This is a genomic window from Viridibacillus sp. d25.2, from assembly GCF_055456015.2.
In genome coordinates this window covers 1,475,222-1,491,552 of record NZ_CM196652.1, presented here as the reverse complement: position 1 = coordinate 1,491,552, position 16,331 = coordinate 1,475,222, and the positions used below count along the sequence as shown (strand labels likewise).

Below are 16,331 nucleotides of genomic sequence, written 5' to 3'. Positions count from 1 at the left end.
AATAAGTTTTTACCCTGTTTATTCCTGCGTTAAACCTAAAAATAAGGTACAAAGTCAAAAAAATTTTAAAACCCTTTAATCTCTATAAAAAAACAAAAAGCGGTGGTAATATGGTGGCTTCAAACCTCCATATCACACAACCGCTTAGTTATAATGATTTATCATGTGGTAAATCATTATTATTTTTTAGGTGCATCGTCGTCCATTTTAAGTACAGCCATGAATGCTTCTTGAGGTACTTCAACTGAACCGACTTGTTTCATACGTTTCTTACCTTCTTTTTGTTTATCTAAAAGTTTACGTTTACGAGAGATATCTCCACCGTAACATTTAGCTAAAACGTTTTTACGCATCGCTTTAATTGTTGAACGAGCAACGATTTTTTGACCGATTGCTGCTTGAATCGGTACTTCAAATTGTTGACGTGGAATTAGATTTTTAAGTTTTTCAACGATGACTTTACCACGTTCATAAGCAAAATCGTTATGCACGATGAAGCTTAGTGCATCGACTTGTTCACCATTTAAAAGGATATCCATTTTCATCAATTTAGATGGATGATAGCCAATTAATTCATAATCGAAAGAAGCGTAGCCCTTCGTACTTGATTTTAATTGGTCAAAGAAATCATAGACAATTTCTGAAAGTGGAATCTCATAGTAAATACTTACACGAGTCGAGTCAATATAGTCCATCGTCATAAAGTTACCACGTTTACGTTGGCAAATTTCCATAACTGCTCCAACATAATCGTTAGGTACCATAATTGTTGCTTTTACATATGGTTCTTCAATACGATCAATTTTTTGAGGGTCCGGCATCATAGACGGGTTGTCCACTTGAACTTCAGAACCGTCTGTCATCTGCACATGGTAGATTACGCTTGGTGCAGTAGTGATTAAATCGATTTTGAATTCACGTTCAATACGCTCTTGAATGATTTCCATATGAAGTAAACCTAAGAAACCACATCTGAATCCGAAACCTAAAGCTTGTGAAGTTTCAGGTTCATATTGTAATGCAGAGTCATTTAGCTCTAGCTTTTCTAATGCATCACGAAGATCATTATACTTAGCAGTATCGATTGGATATAAACCACAATAAACCATAGGATTTAACTTACGGTAACCAGCTAATGGCTCGGTAGCAGGATTGTTGGCTAAGGTAATAGTATCACCTACGCGCGTATCACCTACGTTTTTGATAGATGCTGTTAAGAAACCTACATCACCGACAGTTAATTCTTTACATAGTGTTGGCTTAGGTGTTGATACCCCTACTTCAACAACTTCAAATTCTTTACCTGTCGCCATCATACGAATTTTATCGCCAGCCTTAACTGTTCCTTCTACAACCCGGATGTAAGTAATTACACCACGATATGAATCATATAAAGAATCGAAAATTAATGCTTTTAGTGGCGCATCAGGATCTCCTGTTGGCGCAGGTACCTTTTCAACAATTTGTTCTAAAATATCTTCAATACCGATACCTGCTTTAGCAGAGGCAAGTACTGCTTCAGATGCATCTAAACCGATGACATCTTCTACTTCTTGACGTACGCGTTCTGGATCTGCTGAAGGTAAATCGATTTTATTAATAACAGGAAGAATTTCAAGGTCATTGTCTAATGCTAAATATACGTTCGCAAGTGTCTGCGCTTCAATACCTTGAGCAGCATCGACAACTAAAATAGCACCTTCACAAGCTGCAAGACTACGAGATACTTCGTAAGTGAAATCGACGTGTCCAGGAGTATCGATTAAATGGAAGGTATAAATCTCTCCATCCCTAGCTTGATATTGTAATTGAACTGCATTTAATTTGATGGTAATGCCACGTTCTCTTTCTAAATCCATAGAATCTAGAAGCTGATTTTTCATCTCGCGGGAAGATAAACTTTTTGTAGTTTCCAATATACGATCTGCTAATGTTGATTTCCCGTGGTCAATATGAGCAATAATGGAGAAATTTCTAATATTTTCTTGTCGTTTCAAACGTTCTTCTCTGTTCATGCGTGTCCACTCCTATATAAACTATTTTGAATTATAGCAGTGAACAGCTATTTTATGCAATATTATGATGAAGTTTGATTTGAAAATGCTTCCGAAATTGCTCTTGCCAAAATGGCAATGGTACGGTTTAATTCGTCTTCCGTATTATCTACTCCACCTAATTCAACTACTAGAAGTTTTTTTGAAAGATCTTGGTTATATATACCGTTTACGCCCGAACCTTCTTTTTTCATAACACCTCTAGAGATATTAGGAACGAGCTGGTTTAAATGAGAGGATAGCTGATTAGCATAAGCTTCATTCCATTTAGAGTGTTTATTTTCACCACCAACTACAACAGCAATTCGCGCGTACTTTTCACCATTAAAGGTTGTTGTTGTGGCTTTTTTATTTGCTGAATCACGATGGATATCTAGCACCAAATCATATTCTTTTTTCTCTAATTGTTTTTCCACATATGGCCTTACAGCATCATACGCTTTAAAAAGCGCTATATTTTTCTTCTGCATTTCTGTCATCGTATCAACTTCTAAAATATCAGTTGAAAGATCATTTTGTTTAAAATGGGCTTCGATAACTGAACCTAGTTGCAAAACATTAGTAGCATTATGATAGGCTGTTATTTTTTGATTTCGGCTTTTCAAAATAGGATAGTAAGCTTCATGGGAATGCGTGAAATATATTAGTGTATTAAATGAAGCGTCCTTATTATTTGTCAAAGCATTTTTTTCAGTGGCAGTATTGGCAGCATAGACTATTTTCGTATCTTGTTTTGCTGATGGTGTTGTTGTTGTTGCCTCTTGCTGTGGCCAGATTGGTAACTTTACAGTAATAATTGGCAGCATAAAGAAAAAACATAGAAGACCAATCCACATTTGCATTTTCCGTCGCATCTAACATCCCCCTCCTCCTATCAATGTATGGAGGAGGGGAGTTAATTAGAACAGTTTACGTACTTTCAATCCATTCCGTTAACGTATCGGAAATCAGATAAGCATAGTTGTGTACCCATTCATCTATGTTTTTCGGTGTTACAAACAATCGGTCATGCCCAACAAGAGACTCTTCAAACAGCTGTAAACGCTCCTCTTTTGGCCAAGTCGACCATTCGCCAAATATCGGTTTTATTACCTCTAGATCTACCTTAGACGAGTCTGATGGTCTCCAGGGTGTTACAGACAAAGCGGAGGACGGACTATTTTTTTCCTGTATTTTAGCTGCAATAGATTGGAAAAGTGTATCGACAGCATCTGCGATAAGTACTGGTCCGTCGACAACTGTAGGTAAGCCAATTGCAGTTACAGGACAACCAATTGTTTCTTTTGAAATTTCTTTACGCATATTACCTACGCCAGACCCGGGATGAATCCCCGTGTCTGTCATTTGAATGGTTTTACAAAGTCGATTACTAGCTCTTGTAGCAAGTGCGTCTACTACAATAACTAGTGCCGGTTTTATTTGTTCAGCTAAAGCTTTTATAAAAGAACTCGTTTCGTAGCCTGTCTGTCCTGTTACTCCTGGTGCATAAATAATACAACGCTCTTGAATCGATGTGGCACTATTTTGCAGTTCATCAATTGCTAGTGGCCCTACTGCATCAGGGGTAATGGTCTTATTCCCCAGCCCAATAATAAGTACTTTGCTGTCATTTTTGTCTTTAATAAAAGGATGAAGTGTTGTTAATTCTTTTGCTAAAACTTCCCCGAGTTGCTTGAATCCTTCTTCATCATCTGTGGTTAATGTCGGGATGGTAAAAGTAAAATAAGTCCCTTCCTTCTTTCCTATTTTTTCTGCGCCACTCGAATCGACATCTACGCGCGTAATTTTAACGCGCCCGCGATCTTCCTCTAACACCTTAATACCTGTAGAATCACGCAATGTTTCGCGCTCTTCCTTTGTCCTATGATTAATAAATTCTTCCGTCTCATCTACTAAATCTGTTCGATACCATTTATTCTTTTCCAAACTAATCACCTCTCTTTTTATTTTGGTCCAACTGTCAAGTAAATATTCTTTGCATTTGATGCTTGATTTTTATACTGTGATTTGCTAAAATGATGTCTGTTGTATAGACACTTGAAACAGTTGAGAATTTACTCATCTCGATCCTTTTTAGGAGGTGAAAGTTAATGCCAAATATTAAATCTGCTATCAAACGCGTAAAAACTAACGCAAAAGTTAATGCACAAAATTCGCAAGTGAAATCTGCTATGCGTACTGCTGTGAAAAAAGCTGAAACTGCTTTAGTTGCTAAAGAAGATAACGCAAAAGAACTTTTAAGCGTAGCTGTTAAATCATTAGATAAAGCAGCATCTAAAGGCTTAATCCACAAAAACGCAGCTTCTCGTCAAAAAGCTCGTTTAATGAAAAAAGCTTAATCCATAATGGATTCAAAGGGACTAGAGATATATCTCTAGTCTTTTTTTGTGTTTAAAATTTAAATATTTTTTAAGTATTGCATTAAAACAATACGAACAACTAACAACTTCGTAGAAAATGACTACTTAAAGCGCTCTCATATTAGTATCACGAAAGATTTTCAACATCTTAATCTATATGTTACGATTCGGATTCATACAGTCACCTTCGTTTTTTTATTCAAATAATCCCTCATTAACATTTCATCACAAATATTTAAATAATAGGAAATATCGTTATAATTAGATATATCATCTCTACTCAGTCATTACCCTAAGGTACTTAGTACAGTTTTACGAACTTATTTGAAAAGAAGGTGTGAATGTATGGGAATAACATTTATATTCATTAGTTTTTACTTTACTCCAATTTTATGCATTATTTTTTGTCTAAATCTCGTAGCAATCCTAAAAAAAATAAAGAACGATGAAAAAACAGCTAAAAATACATTTTGGCTTACAACATCATTTCTTTTAATTGTATGGAGTATTGCAGTAACAGCTATATTAGATACATAAGTTAGTAATTAAGACTTATTTAACAATCCAGGATGCAGATTTTTTTTATTACATGTTTAGTTGATTGGAGCGAAGGTGGCGACTCCTGCGGGAAAAGCGGGACAGTCCAAGACCCTGCAGGAGCATAGCGACGAAGCGACTTGGCGCCCGCCCGCGGAATGCGTCCACCGTAGCAGAAATCAACGGTCTTATTTGTTTATTTATTAGTTTATTTATTAGTTTATTTATTTGTTTATATTACATGTTTAGTTGATTGGAGCGAAGGTGGCGACTCCTGCGGGAAAAGCGGGACAGTCCAAGACCCTGCAGGAGCATAGCGACGAAGCGACTTGGCGCCCGCCCGCGGAAAGCGCCAACCGTAGCGGAAATCAACGGTCTCATTAAAATAAAAAAGACTGTATAGAAACTCAAGTTTCTATACAGTCTGACGCACTCACACCAGAGAGTGCATTCCTCTTTAAATTGGTTTCATCATAAATAATTCTAAATAGCGTTCTCTTCTTCCGCTCATTGTTTTTAACTGATAATCAACTTCGCTTAATCCAAATAATGCTTTTAGTAAACTATCCTCTGAAATTTTCCGACGATCTTCAACAATTCGTTTAACACGATAAGGATTGACCTTTAGTTGTTTTGCAATTTGTTGCGAATGGTATCCCTTTTTTAGTAAATAATAAACATTCGACATTAAACGAATTTGGGATGCAAGTAATGCTACAAGTGCGATGGGCTCCTGTTTTTGACGAATAAGATCATGGTAAATAGTTAGTGCACTAGAAACATCTCTGTGTAAAAAAGCATTAAGCATCTTAAAGGCATCTTGCTCAAGCGTTTTCGCAACCATTTCCTCTACCAGGGCTTGCGTAATTGTATTCTCGTCACCTAAATATAAGCTTAGTTTTTCAATCTCTGACTGTAAATGAAGCATATCCATACCTACTAGCTCGATTAATTTACTAGCGGCATCTTGGTCAATTGTTTTTTTTTGCTGACTTACTTCATTTTGTACCCAAACCATTAAATCATTTTCTTTCGGCGTTTCAGCAAGTAAATAAACAGCTCTATCTTTCATTAACTTTGTTACTTTTTTACGCTCATCAAGCTTTTCATAAGGTGCAATAAAAATTGTTATCGATGTATCTGAAGGATAGTCTAACCATTTTTCTAATCGTTTTAAGTCATGATCAATTTTCTCTTTGCCTTTTTCGGTTGCTTTTAAAAACGATGCATTTTTTGCAATGATAAGTTTTTGACTTGAGAAGAATGGGATTGTATCTGATTCATCAATCACATAATCGACTGGCTGCTCATCCAAATCAATTGAGATTGTCTCAATTTCTCCAGCTTCTTCAAGTTGCGTTTTAATACGTCTTATTGTTTCATCTATAAAATAAGACTCTAAGCCCGCAAGTAAGTAGACAGGCTGTAAATCTCCCTTTTTAATATTTTTCCATAATGTTGAAAACATAGTCTCACCTCTAATTGACATTGATTACAGTATACCGTAAATTTCTCATTCTGTGAGTTTGAACAAATTGTGTCATTCTAGCGCAGTCATCTATTTTTGCCTTTTCAATATAGCTTTTTTAATATGCATACCGTATAATTAATGAGAATTAGGAGGGGTAGCAATGAATCCATTTGAAGAAAACGTACAATCAAAGCGTAACGACGCAATCGATTCAGGAGTAGGTTTTGGCGTATCATTCGTGTTTTTCGCACTTATTTTCATCATTGCGACTGTCATCGATTACGCAGCTCTATAAGATACAGTTAAAAAGACATTATCAATTTGATAATGTCTTTTTCTGTTTTTGCAGCTCTTTTGTTTTAAACACTGTAAATCCACTCTTAGAGATGATTACTTCAATTGTTCCCACTTCTGCCGTATTTAAAGTCGGTAGCTGCATTTCTTTGAACCTTGCAACAACATCCTTATTCGGATGACCGTAACGATTATTTAAACCGCTAGAAAATATCGATAGTCGAGGCTGCACTAATTTTAAGAAAGGGTCTGTTGAAGACGTCTTACTGCCATGATGCCCCACTTTCAAAATATCTATTTTAGAAATAGTTTCTTGATAATTTTCTACCAAGATTTTTTCCCCCGTTTGTTCTAAATCACCAGTAAATAACGCCTTAAAACTTGCATGCTGTAACATTAAAACAAGAGAATCATCATTGCCCTCATAAATCAAATCATCTGGGGATAAATAAGATAATGTAGTTTCTCCTTGCATCCAACTCCTCCCTGCCATCTGCTCACGAATTGGAATACCGTCCTTATGTGCGATGTCTACCACATCTTTCATAACTGATTTTTGCCATGAGTTTGGCGACACATGAATTTCCTTAACACTAATCTCTTCCATTACCTCCTCAGCACCTTCAGCATGATCTGCGTCAGCATGTGTCAATATAAGCGTATCTACAGTCCGTATACCACTTCCTTTTAAATAAGGAACCACAATCCCTCTACCGACTTCATACGGCTTTTTAGGCTGCTTCCATGCCTCCTGATCAAATCTTAGTACTCCTCCGGTATCTATGACATAAATTTTCTTTCGAAATGGTAATTCAATAATCGCACAATCACCCTGACCTACACTTAAAAATATAATTTTTAAGTCTTCATCCCAAGCAGGACTTTCATGAATCAAAAATGCAGGAAATAATAGTGTAGAAGCAATAAGGAACCAATGTTTTCTTTGTTCTATTTGCATTAGCACGAAAATTACACTAGCAAACGCTAAAAGCAGAAGACAGACAGAAGGTCTTCCTGGCGTCCACATTTGGTATGGGATCGTCTGTAACCACATGATAATCGTAGACAATAACTCACGAGCAGGTTCATATATAAAAAAACAAACCCCAGCTAATGGATTTGACACGTAGGTGAACATTAACAACATTAAATTTGTTGGTAATACAACAAACGAAAATAGCGGAACAAAAAAGATATTGGCAATAAACGAAGACAAACTAATTTCAAAAAAATGATACAAAAGCAAAGGATAGACGAGTAGCTGACACACAAAAGTAATCGCAAATGATTGTTGCCAGGTATTTCTCGCTAATGAGAAGATCTTTCCCGAAAATATTAACGATACAGTCGCCAAGTAAGATAATTGAAAACCGATTTGAAACACTACGCTCGGCTGTAATAATACAAATCCGATAAAACTCAATGCTAGCGCATCATCAATTGATAAGCGATTCGAAACAATTCTGCTTAGCATTACAAGCTCAACAACTGATACAGCCCGCCAAACGGACGGTGCACCTCCTGCGATACAAGCATATATAGGAAGTCCTATAATAAGAGCCCATGTTGCATGTTCTCTGCGTATATGTAACCTCAGTAACAATTCATACACAAGCATCGAAACGAGCCCAACATGCAAACCTGAGATAGCAAATAGATGTGTTATACCTAGTTTTTGATATGCACGTTCAACATCCATATCGACATTTTCACGTTCACCTATTATAAGTGACTGCGCTTCAGCTACTAAACTTTCTGGGAATGTATTTTCTATATGCTTTTTCACTCTAAATCGTTGCTCTGCAAAGAACACAGATAACGATCTTTCTTTTGATACAAAGTGGAAACTCTTTGCTTCAAAAATACCTTGTGCACCATTACTTTCAATATAATTAGCCATCGAAAAAGCGTAACGATGAGCAGGTATTGCAGGTTCAACCAATTCACCAGATACCCGAAAAACTGAACCGCATAAAGATTGCTCTTCAAATTTTTTCTTTTGCTGTTCTGATTGTAGAGTGAAAATAATATATACTTTTTGACCATTTTGCAATTTGGCAAAACCTCTTAGCTTCTGTCCATTTACCTTATATTGATCGGTCCAAGTAATATTTATGTCATTTGGGATAGGGGTAACTCTAGTAGTTATAATATGTGAGAAATAACTATATGCGGAGAGAGTGACAAGGATAATACATAGCATCATGATTATTTTTTCTTTTTTTAAATAAAGCCAAATACTATAGGGGATTAATATAAAAAGTAGCTTTGCCGATTCATGAGCAGCAACCGTTGCTAGTAAGATCGACAAAGCAAAGAAAATTATTTTATGTTGGATATTTGCAAGCCAAATAGTTCTTTCACCTTCTCTTCAAAAGGAGCTAATTCCTCATTTGAAGCACCGCTGTCACGCAGTTTATTTAATAGTTCAACGTACAGCGCCATTTTTTCATCGCTTAAAAAGTCAACTTTTCGTTCATCAAAAGGAACATACACAACATTTACTCCAGCTTGCTTAAACAATTCGATAGCATATTCATTGTTTTTATAATCTGTTGCGTAATATAAATTATGAATACCTGATTGAATAATAGATTTAGTACAAGGGAGACAAGGGAAATGTGTCACATATAAATCTGCTCCGTTTGTTGATGTCCCGTATTTTGCACATTGTAATAATGCGTTTGTTTCTGCATGCACTGTACGCACACAATGGTTGTCCACAACGTAACATCCTTTGTCGATACAATGATCATCTCCAGAAATCGAACCATTATAGCCACCTGCAATAATACGTTTATCACGTACAATTGTTGCACCAACAGCTAATCGGGTACATGTACTTCTTAATGCTAATAAATGGCTTTGTGCCATGAAAAATTGATCCCAAGTAATACGCTCCATATGAATGCCTCCTGAATAAATCGTTCTAGTATAAATTTAGCCACAACCAACTTAAACCGTCAATGCATCATTTATTGAACGGTAATAAAGTCGCGTAAATTTTCGAACGTTTTATCGCCAATTCCTGTTACATTTTTTAAATCTTCTATCGTTTTGAACGGACCGCTGTCATCACGATAACTTAAAATCGCTTTTGCCTTTGAAGGACCGATTCCATTTAAAGTCATAAGTGCTACTTCATCAGCTGTATTTAAATTGATTTTATCTGACTGATTACCAGTTTGACTACTACCCGATTGAGTAGATGGTGGTACCGTCGATTGTTGAATACCAGCAATTGCTTGTACTTCCGTCGGCTCTTCACCTATTTTAGGTACATAAATGACCATTTCATCCAGTAGTCTCTGGGCATGGTTAATACCTACTGAATCAGCATTTTTTGCGTAGCCACCAGCTAGTAAAATAGCATCAATCACCCTACTTTCTGCTGATAATGAGTAAACCCCAGGGTTTTTGACCGCCCCCTTGACATCTACAATAATGGATGTATCCGCAATAATACCTTGTGATTCTTGCTGTTCAGTAATTGATGGTTTTTCCGTTTTTGTTTCTTCTGGGATTGTTTCGAAAATGTCGGTTTGGGGAGTGTCCGACTGGTTGTTGGAGAAGTAGAAATAAAAAAAGCACGACAAAATCATGATCCCTGGGAGGAGATACTTTTTGCCATACTGCTTCAAAAAAGAAGGAATTAGTTCGCACCATCCTTTCTTTTCAGAAGGCATAACACACGAAGCTAATTCCATATTATAGTATATTTTAAGAATTGAAAAGAGTTTATTTTACAGCGTGGAAGAATAATCGTTCAGATTCTGCTACTGGAGCTTCTTCCTTATAATCTGCTGTAATTGATACTTTAGAAAATCCTGCATCATTAAGCCATTTAACGTATTGCTCAGCCGAGAATGTACGTTGATAATGATACTCTTCAAATCGCTCGAAAAGCTGCTCATTTGCATGGACATAAAATGTCATATCATGGTGTACAGAATGTGGAGCTTCTCCCGCCTCCGTATCCCAAATATAGGTGATTTCTCCGTTGTCATACGTAAATGGTCCATCTAGGAAGATAGCATCCATTTTGAATAATGAGTGAACATCAAAGAATAAATGACCACCATCACAAAGTGCCGCATGTATGTGCTCAAATGTAGCAACAACCGCCTCTTCATCCGCTAAATAATTAAGGGAATCAATTGGAATCGTAACAACATTTAAATCAGAAAAACCATCAAGCTCGTCCATTGATTGACAAAATAATGGGATAGCGAGTTTTTCGTTCATAAAGCGTTCACTTGCAATTGCTAGCATTTCTTCCGATAAATCAACACCACTCACATCATATCCTTGTCGTGCAAATTTTGCAGCCATCACGCCCGTCCCACAACCAACATCTAATAACTTAGGTGCAGTTATGCTCGGTGCATGTTTCACTACCCAATCTACATACTGATCATATGGGATATCCGTCATTAATGTATCATATACTTCGGCAAAACGCTGGTAGCTACTCATAGTTCTTCAACATTTACGAACGGAGCATCTCCCCATAAGCGTTCCAAATTATAAAAAGTACGTTCATCGCGGTGGAATACATGTGCCACAACATCGCCCATATCTACTAGTACCCAGCGAGCTGCGTCAAAACCTTCTAAGCGTTTCACTTCAAAACCTTCTTTTTGTGCTACATCTACCATTTCACGTGCAATTGCTTGCACTTGACGATCAGAATTGGCATGACAAACGATAAAATGATCTGCTAATGGTGAAATTCCTTGCATATTCAATACGACGATATCCTCCGCACGTTTGTCGTCTGCCGCTTTATATGCAAGTTGTAATAAAGTTTTAGTCATTCTTTCACTTGTCCTCTCTTTAACATCAAATCGTTATAACATTTGAATGAATCCGGATACACCGGTTGATTTTTATTTATTAAAAATGCGATGGAATGGCGTATGCACGCAATCATCACTTCGTTTAAATCGTCACCCTTTGCAGCAGTTCGTAAGTCTTCTACGCCAGGGTATCGACGATTCGGTTCAATCATATCTGCAATATAGACAATCTTTTCTAAATCGCTCATACCTTTACGTCCTGTAGTATGGTAGCAGATGGCGTTTAGTATGTCTTGATCTTCAATATTAAATTCTTTTTTCGCAACATAAGCGCCCATTGGTGCATGCCAAAGTTCATGATGGTATTTTAGTAGGGTCGAATCCATCTCTTTGTCGATAATTTTCGATTTCATCCAATCTCTATCAGCATACTTGCATGAATCATGTAGAATTGCTGCAGCTTCTGCTTTTTTGGGATTGCTCCCAAAGCGTTCTGCCAATGCAATTGCCGTTTCAGTAACACCAATTGTATGGATATAACGTTTTTCAGGCATACGGTCTTTCATCGCTAATAATAATTCATCGCGTTCCATATAACCCTTCCTCTCGTATAAACTGTTCAACTTCTGTTGGTACTAAAAAAGTAATTGTGCGATTTGACTGCACCCGCTCGCGAATTAAAGTGGATGATAACTCAATGAGTGGTGCATCTATTATTTGCACAGGATATGTTGTTTCTGCTTTCGAATGTGGACGATTAACACCAACGAATTTCACAAGTTCCATTAGTTCATCAATTTTATACCAGTGATCAAGCATATCAATCATATCACCACCGATAATAAAAAAAAATTCACAGTCAGGTTCACTTGCAGTTAGTCTCTTCATCGTTTCATACGTATAAGAAATGCCACCACTCTCTATTTCAAATGGCTCTATTTTAAAGTGCTCATATGAAGCAATAGACAATTCCGTCATTCTCATACGATCTTCAGCTGTAGCATCGTGAGTCGTCTGCTTATGAGGTGGAATGGCATTGGGCATGAACCTAACTTCATCAAGCCCAAGTGCATCATATACTTCATTTGCCATTATTAAATGACCGATATGAGGTGGATTAAACGTACCACCTAATAAACCAATTCGTCGCATAAAACCAAATCCTTATTTAGATTTTGGTAATTCAATACGTTTGTTATCACGAGATTCTTTATATAATACAACTGTTAATCCAATTAGCTGCACAAGTTCTGCACGAGCACCTTTTGCTAATGCTTCTGCTACTTCATGCTTATCTTCTTCACAGTTATCTAAAATACGAACTTTCATTAATTCGCGTACTTCAATTGCTTCTTTAATATGTTTGATTAATGCGTCATTTACCCCGCCTTTACCTACTTGGAAAATTGGATTTAAATGATGTGCTTCCGCACGTAAAAAACGTTTTTGTTTACCTGTTAACATTATTTCCTCCTAATTGTTCCGTTAACGAATCTTTCATAGAAGTCGTATTTGGGAACTGTCCTAACCAATAATTAAATGCTAAAGCCCCTTGATGAACGAACATTCCTAATCCTGTCACCACAGTTGCTCCGCGTTGTTCTGCCACCTGTAAAAAAGGCGTCATTAAAGGATTATACACAATATCCGCAACAATTGCTTTAGTTGTGAGCTGATCTAGTTCAAATGGCAGTTGTAAAGTACCATTTTTTAGACCAGCTGGTGTTGTTTGAATTAATATATCATAGTCACCTAAAGTTGCTTCTGCCTCTTTCAGTGATACTGCTTTAGCTTGATCGCCAAGTTCTGTACAAATTTGTTCTGCATTCGCTACAGTACGGTTTGCAATCGTAATGGAACGATATCCAGTATGCTGTAGAGCAAAAGCAATCCCTCTAGCTGCTCCACCAGCACCGATTAACAATACATTGCCATCTCGGTGTGTGGTGCCAATTGCTTCCTCAAGAGAGCGTACAAATCCAAGACCATCTGTATTATAGCCTTTTAACTTGCCATCCGCTTGTCTTACAACTGTATTCACAGCCCCCATTTTTTCCGCCATAACATCTAGCTCATCCAGAAATGGGATAATAGTAGTTTTATGTGGAATCGTCACATTCCATCCACTTGCTCCAAGTAATTTTAAAGACTTGATAGCGTCTTCTAATTTCTCGGGTAATACATGGATTGGTAAGTAAGTTGCATCTAAATTTTCTTCTGTGAACCACTGATTGTGCATTGCTGGGGACATTGAATGCTCAATAGGATCTCCAATAACTGCAAACCATTTTTTCATAGCAAAATCCTCCTAAATAAGCGATGGGCGAATTTGAACTTCGACACCTTTAGGGGCATATGCCGCAATGACAACATTTGCATTTTGAACGGTAATCCAACCTAAACCAGAAAAGACGATATCTGTTTTCGCTTCTTTAATCGAGAATTCATAACGCACTAACTCTGGCAATTGATCGATATACTTTTCAGAAGGTGGAGCTAATAACTCACCTCTGTGAGTTTCATATAAGTCATCTGCTTTTTCTAATTTTGTACGATGAATTTGTAAGTCATTTGCAATATGAACAGTGAATGCAGCACGAGCACCTTGTATGAAATCAAAGCGTGCTAATGCACCAACAAATAATGATTGGCCTTCGTTCAATTGGAATACTTTTGGTTTAATTTCTTTTTTCGGCATAATATATTTAAGTTCAGACGGGTCTAGATAATGTGCCATTTGATGATGATTAATAATTCCTGGAGTATCAAAGATTGCTTTACCATCCTCTAAAGGAATTTCAATCATATCTAGAGTTGTTCCAGGGAAATAAGATGTCGTAATAACTTCTTTTTCACCTGTTGCTTGTTTAATAATACGGTTGATAAAAGTTGATTTACCAACATTCGTACAACCAACAACATATACATCTTGTCCACGACGATATTCATCGATAGCGGCCATTGCTTCTTGCATGCCCATACCTTTATGAGCGCTAGCAAGCCTAACGTCAATTGGTTTTAACCCTAATTTTTTCGCTTCTTGCTTTAACCAGTTAACAACTTTTTGTTTTTTCACTGACTTTGGTAGTAAATCTGCTTTATTGGCAATTAAAAGTACTGGGTTATTGCCCACAAAGCGGTGTAAGCCAGGTAACCAGCTTCCATTGAAATCAAAGATATCAACGATTTTAACAATTAAGCCTTTTTGCTGACCTAAACCATTTAAAATACGCAAGAAATCATCATCCGTTAATGCTACCGGTTGTAATTCATTATAATTTTTCAAACGGAAGCATCGTTGACAGATGATACTTTCCTTTTCAAGAGATGAAGCCGGTGCATAACCTGGCGCTTTTGAATCGTCTGTTTGAATAATTGTTCCACAGCCGATACAATTTGGCATTTCATTCATTTATTTATTCCTCCCAAGTTTTGACACCATGTTTTTTCAAATAATTAAAGACACGTCTTTCGACCATACGATTAAAGCGTGTGACGAAGCCATCAGATTGAGCAACTGGCTTCACTAGAATAGTGTGAATGTGTAAACGATTTCCACCGAGTACATCCGTCAGCATTTGATCGCCTACCATGACAACTTCATGTGGCTGCATATTCAGTTTCGTTAAAGCTTGTTTAAACGCATTACCCAAAGGCTTACGGGCTTTAAAGATATATGGTAGCTCTAACGGATCTGCGAATGCTTTAACACGAAGCTCGCCGTTATTTGAAACGATCATCACTTGAATATCTGCTTCGCGAATTGTTTTCAACCAATCGATTAGCTTTTCAGTCGCATCTGGACGATCCCATTCGACAAGCGTATTATCCAAATCTGTAATAATTCCGCGAACACCAAGTTGCTTTAGTTTGTCAGGTGTAATTTGATAAATCGATGTGACAAATTCTTTTGGCATTAAAAAGTTATACAAATCATGTTCCCCTTATCTATCATAGTCAACGTTATTTAGTGTTTGCTCACTAAACTAGACGTATTCTCTTTAATTCACTTTATCGATTATAACATATGTGCGAACGCTTCTCCCACACGAATCCGTCCATCTTTCACAACATTTTCAAGGAATGCTGCACGATTCTTTTCGAAAATCATGACGACTGTCGAACCGAATGTGAAAAAACCAACTTCCTCGCCCTTTTCCCAAGTGTCTGACGTATTCGTTAATTGAATTGAATTCACGAACATCGCGCCAACTTTTATCACTTCACAATGCGCACCACTATTCGTTTTTAGCTCTGTAACACTACGATAATTGCCTGAAATCGGCTTATCACCATATGTAAGACCTGTGCCGTTAACTGGATACGACTTCGCACCAAGTATATATTGACGAACAACTTTCCCATCAATCGGACTATGGATACGGTGATAATCTCTAGGGCTTAAGTAAAAGACTATATATTGGCCATTTTCAAATGTTTTAGCATGCTCTTTTTTACCTAGTAGGTCTACTAAATCGTAGGTTTTCCCTTTTACCAAAAACGATGTATTGTTTTCAATCGTTCCAAACGATTCAATTTTTGCATCAACAGGACTTACATACATTTCTGGATTATGATCAATAGGTCTTGCTTCTATGACGAGCTTACGTGTGAAGAAATCATGTAAACTAGTAAAAGATTGCATGTTTTTTGAAACCTCGTCCGTTTTAATATCGTATATATCAATATAGGACGGTATTATCTTCTTACTTATAGACGATGTGGTAAAGCGTTTTAAAAGCACCGAAGACCATTTACCATTCGTTAGTTCAATCGCTTTTTGATAAAATTTTTCTTTCATCTTGCATTGTCCTCC

19 protein-coding genes are annotated in these 16,331 nt (G+C 36.9%); 3 read left to right on the top strand and 16 right to left on the bottom strand.

The window, feature by feature from the left end:
* Positions 1-179: 179 nt before the first annotated feature.
* The 3 genes from lepA to gpr form a co-directional block, all read right to left on the bottom strand.
* Positions 180-2,015 (bottom strand): translation elongation factor 4, encoded by a 1,836-nt coding sequence (gene lepA / locus ACZLO7_RS07320; protein WP_464938684.1) that lies wholly within the window; start codon positions 2,013-2,015, stop codon positions 180-182.
* 62 nt (positions 2,016-2,077) lie between these two features.
* Positions 2,078-2,908: a stage II sporulation protein P gene (spoIIP, locus tag ACZLO7_RS07315; protein ID WP_464938685.1), complete on the bottom strand. Its 831-nt coding sequence runs from the start codon at positions 2,906-2,908 to the stop codon at positions 2,078-2,080.
* A gap of 55 nt (positions 2,909-2,963) precedes the next feature.
* A complete protein-coding gene (gpr, locus tag ACZLO7_RS07310) occupies positions 2,964-3,980 on the bottom strand; it encodes a GPR endopeptidase (protein WP_464938686.1) in 1,017 nt (338 codons plus the stop codon).
* A 164-nt stretch (positions 3,981-4,144) separates the two neighbouring features.
* On the opposite strand from gpr, the gene rpsT reads away from it, so the two are divergent.
* Both rpsT and ACZLO7_RS07300 read left to right on the top strand, forming a co-directional pair.
* Complete coding sequence (rpsT, locus tag ACZLO7_RS07305) at positions 4,145-4,393, top strand: 30S ribosomal protein S20 (protein WP_038187177.1); 249 nt, start codon at positions 4,145-4,147, stop codon at positions 4,391-4,393.
* Positions 4,394-4,759: 366 nt separating this feature from the next.
* A complete protein-coding gene (locus tag ACZLO7_RS07300; RefSeq protein ID WP_511261399.1) occupies positions 4,760-4,951 on the top strand; it encodes a hypothetical protein in 192 nt (63 codons plus the stop codon).
* A gap of 457 nt (positions 4,952-5,408) precedes the next feature.
* On the opposite strand, the gene holA is transcribed toward ACZLO7_RS07300, so the two are convergent.
* Positions 5,409-6,419, bottom strand: a complete 1,011-nt coding sequence (holA, locus tag ACZLO7_RS07295) for a DNA polymerase III subunit delta (protein WP_464938687.1) — start codon at positions 6,417-6,419, stop codon at positions 5,409-5,411.
* Between the two features lie 163 nt (positions 6,420-6,582).
* Between holA and ACZLO7_RS07290 the strand changes: the two genes are divergently transcribed.
* On the top strand, positions 6,583-6,717 hold the full coding sequence (locus ACZLO7_RS07290) for a YqzM family protein (RefSeq protein ID WP_038187184.1): 135 nt from the start codon (positions 6,583-6,585) through the stop codon (positions 6,715-6,717).
* Positions 6,718-6,738: 21 nt separating this feature from the next.
* Here the strand turns inward: ACZLO7_RS07290 and ACZLO7_RS07285 are convergent, their stop codons facing one another.
* From ACZLO7_RS07285 to ACZLO7_RS07230, 12 genes are all read right to left on the bottom strand, one after another.
* Positions 6,739-8,769, bottom strand: a complete 2,031-nt coding sequence (locus ACZLO7_RS07285) for a DNA internalization-related competence protein ComEC/Rec2 (protein WP_464938688.1) — start codon at positions 8,767-8,769, stop codon at positions 6,739-6,741.
* A 269-nt stretch (positions 8,770-9,038) separates the two neighbouring features.
* Positions 9,039-9,620 carry a ComE operon protein 2 gene (locus ACZLO7_RS07280; RefSeq protein ID WP_464938689.1) on the bottom strand — a complete coding sequence of 194 codons (582 nt, stop codon included), beginning with the start codon at positions 9,618-9,620 and terminating at the stop codon, positions 9,039-9,041.
* Between the two features lie 71 nt (positions 9,621-9,691).
* On the bottom strand, positions 9,692-10,318 hold the full coding sequence (locus ACZLO7_RS07275; RefSeq protein WP_464938714.1) for a helix-hairpin-helix domain-containing protein: 627 nt from the start codon (positions 10,316-10,318) through the stop codon (positions 9,692-9,694).
* Between the two features lie 136 nt (positions 10,319-10,454).
* Positions 10,455-11,192, bottom strand: a complete 738-nt coding sequence (locus ACZLO7_RS07270; RefSeq protein WP_464938690.1) for a class I SAM-dependent DNA methyltransferase — start codon at positions 11,190-11,192, stop codon at positions 10,455-10,457.
* Entirely contained in the window at positions 11,189-11,533 is a 345-nt protein-coding gene (rsfS, locus tag ACZLO7_RS07265) for a ribosome silencing factor (protein ID WP_464938691.1), read from the bottom strand. The genes ACZLO7_RS07270 and rsfS overlap by 4 nt, the downstream gene beginning before the upstream one ends.
* Complete coding sequence (yqeK, locus tag ACZLO7_RS07260; RefSeq protein ID WP_464938692.1) at positions 11,530-12,108, bottom strand: bis(5'-nucleosyl)-tetraphosphatase (symmetrical) YqeK; 579 nt, start codon at positions 12,106-12,108, stop codon at positions 11,530-11,532. Before yqeK ends, rsfS begins: the two co-directional genes overlap by 4 nt.
* Complete coding sequence (locus ACZLO7_RS07255; RefSeq protein ID WP_464938693.1) at positions 12,095-12,667, bottom strand: nicotinate-nucleotide adenylyltransferase; 573 nt, start codon at positions 12,665-12,667, stop codon at positions 12,095-12,097. The genes yqeK and ACZLO7_RS07255 overlap by 14 nt, the downstream gene beginning before the upstream one ends.
* 12 nt (positions 12,668-12,679) lie before the next feature.
* Positions 12,680-12,979 (bottom strand): ribosome assembly RNA-binding protein YhbY, encoded by a 300-nt coding sequence (gene yhbY, locus ACZLO7_RS07250; RefSeq protein WP_053416422.1) that lies wholly within the window; start codon positions 12,977-12,979, stop codon positions 12,680-12,682.
* The gene (aroE, locus tag ACZLO7_RS07245) at positions 12,966-13,811 is read right to left on the bottom strand and encodes a shikimate dehydrogenase (RefSeq protein ID WP_464938694.1); all 846 of its coding nucleotides are present in this window, start codon (positions 13,809-13,811) and stop codon (positions 12,966-12,968) included. The genes yhbY and aroE overlap by 14 nt, the downstream gene beginning before the upstream one ends.
* 12 nt (positions 13,812-13,823) lie before the next feature.
* Positions 13,824-14,927: a ribosome biogenesis GTPase YqeH gene (yqeH, locus tag ACZLO7_RS07240; protein ID WP_464938695.1), complete on the bottom strand. Its 1,104-nt coding sequence runs from the start codon at positions 14,925-14,927 to the stop codon at positions 13,824-13,826.
* A gap of 4 nt (positions 14,928-14,931) precedes the next feature.
* The gene (locus tag ACZLO7_RS07235; RefSeq protein WP_464938696.1) at positions 14,932-15,447 is read right to left on the bottom strand and encodes a YqeG family HAD IIIA-type phosphatase; all 516 of its coding nucleotides are present in this window, start codon (positions 15,445-15,447) and stop codon (positions 14,932-14,934) included.
* A gap of 86 nt (positions 15,448-15,533) precedes the next feature.
* Positions 15,534-16,316: a phosphatidylserine decarboxylase gene (locus tag ACZLO7_RS07230; protein WP_464938697.1), complete on the bottom strand. Its 783-nt coding sequence runs from the start codon at positions 16,314-16,316 to the stop codon at positions 15,534-15,536.
* Between the last annotated feature and the right edge of the window lie 15 nt (positions 16,317-16,331).

Coding starts and splice junctions, on each gene's coding strand:
- lepA (WP_464938684.1), bottom strand. CDS start 2,015: ATGAACAGAGAAGAACGTTTGAAACGACAAGAAAATATTAGAAATTTC.
- ACZLO7_RS07230 (WP_464938697.1), bottom strand. CDS start 16,316: ATGAAAGAAAAATTTTATCAAAAAGCGATTGAACTAACGAATGGTAAA.
- ACZLO7_RS07290 (WP_038187184.1), top strand. CDS start 6,583: ATGAATCCATTTGAAGAAAACGTACAATCAAAGCGTAACGACGCAATC.
- ACZLO7_RS07300 (WP_511261399.1), top strand. CDS start 4,760: ATGGGAATAACATTTATATTCATTAGTTTTTACTTTACTCCAATTTTA.
- aroE (WP_464938694.1), bottom strand. CDS start 13,811: ATGAAAAAATGGTTTGCAGTTATTGGAGATCCTATTGAGCATTCAATG.
- spoIIP (WP_464938685.1), bottom strand. CDS start 2,908: ATGCGACGGAAAATGCAAATGTGGATTGGTCTTCTATGTTTTTTCTTT.
- ACZLO7_RS07280 (WP_464938689.1), bottom strand. CDS start 9,620: ATGGAGCGTATTACTTGGGATCAATTTTTCATGGCACAAAGCCATTTA.
- ACZLO7_RS07270 (WP_464938690.1), bottom strand. CDS start 11,192: ATGAGTAGCTACCAGCGTTTTGCCGAAGTATATGATACATTAATGACG.
- yqeH (WP_464938695.1), bottom strand. CDS start 14,927: ATGAATGAAATGCCAAATTGTATCGGCTGTGGAACAATTATTCAAACA.
- yhbY (WP_053416422.1), bottom strand. CDS start 12,979: ATGTTAACAGGTAAACAAAAACGTTTTTTACGTGCGGAAGCACATCAT.
- ACZLO7_RS07275 (WP_464938714.1), bottom strand. CDS start 10,318: ATGATTTTGTCGTGCTTTTTTTATTTCTACTTCTCCAACAACCAGTCG.
- rsfS (WP_464938691.1), bottom strand. CDS start 11,533: ATGACTAAAACTTTATTACAACTTGCATATAAAGCGGCAGACGACAAA.
- rpsT (WP_038187177.1), top strand. CDS start 4,145: ATGCCAAATATTAAATCTGCTATCAAACGCGTAAAAACTAACGCAAAA.
- ACZLO7_RS07255 (WP_464938693.1), bottom strand. CDS start 12,667: ATGCGACGAATTGGTTTATTAGGTGGTACGTTTAATCCACCTCATATC.
- holA (WP_464938687.1), bottom strand. CDS start 6,419: ATGTTTTCAACATTATGGAAAAATATTAAAAAGGGAGATTTACAGCCT.
- yqeK (WP_464938692.1), bottom strand. CDS start 12,108: ATGGAACGCGATGAATTATTATTAGCGATGAAAGACCGTATGCCTGAA.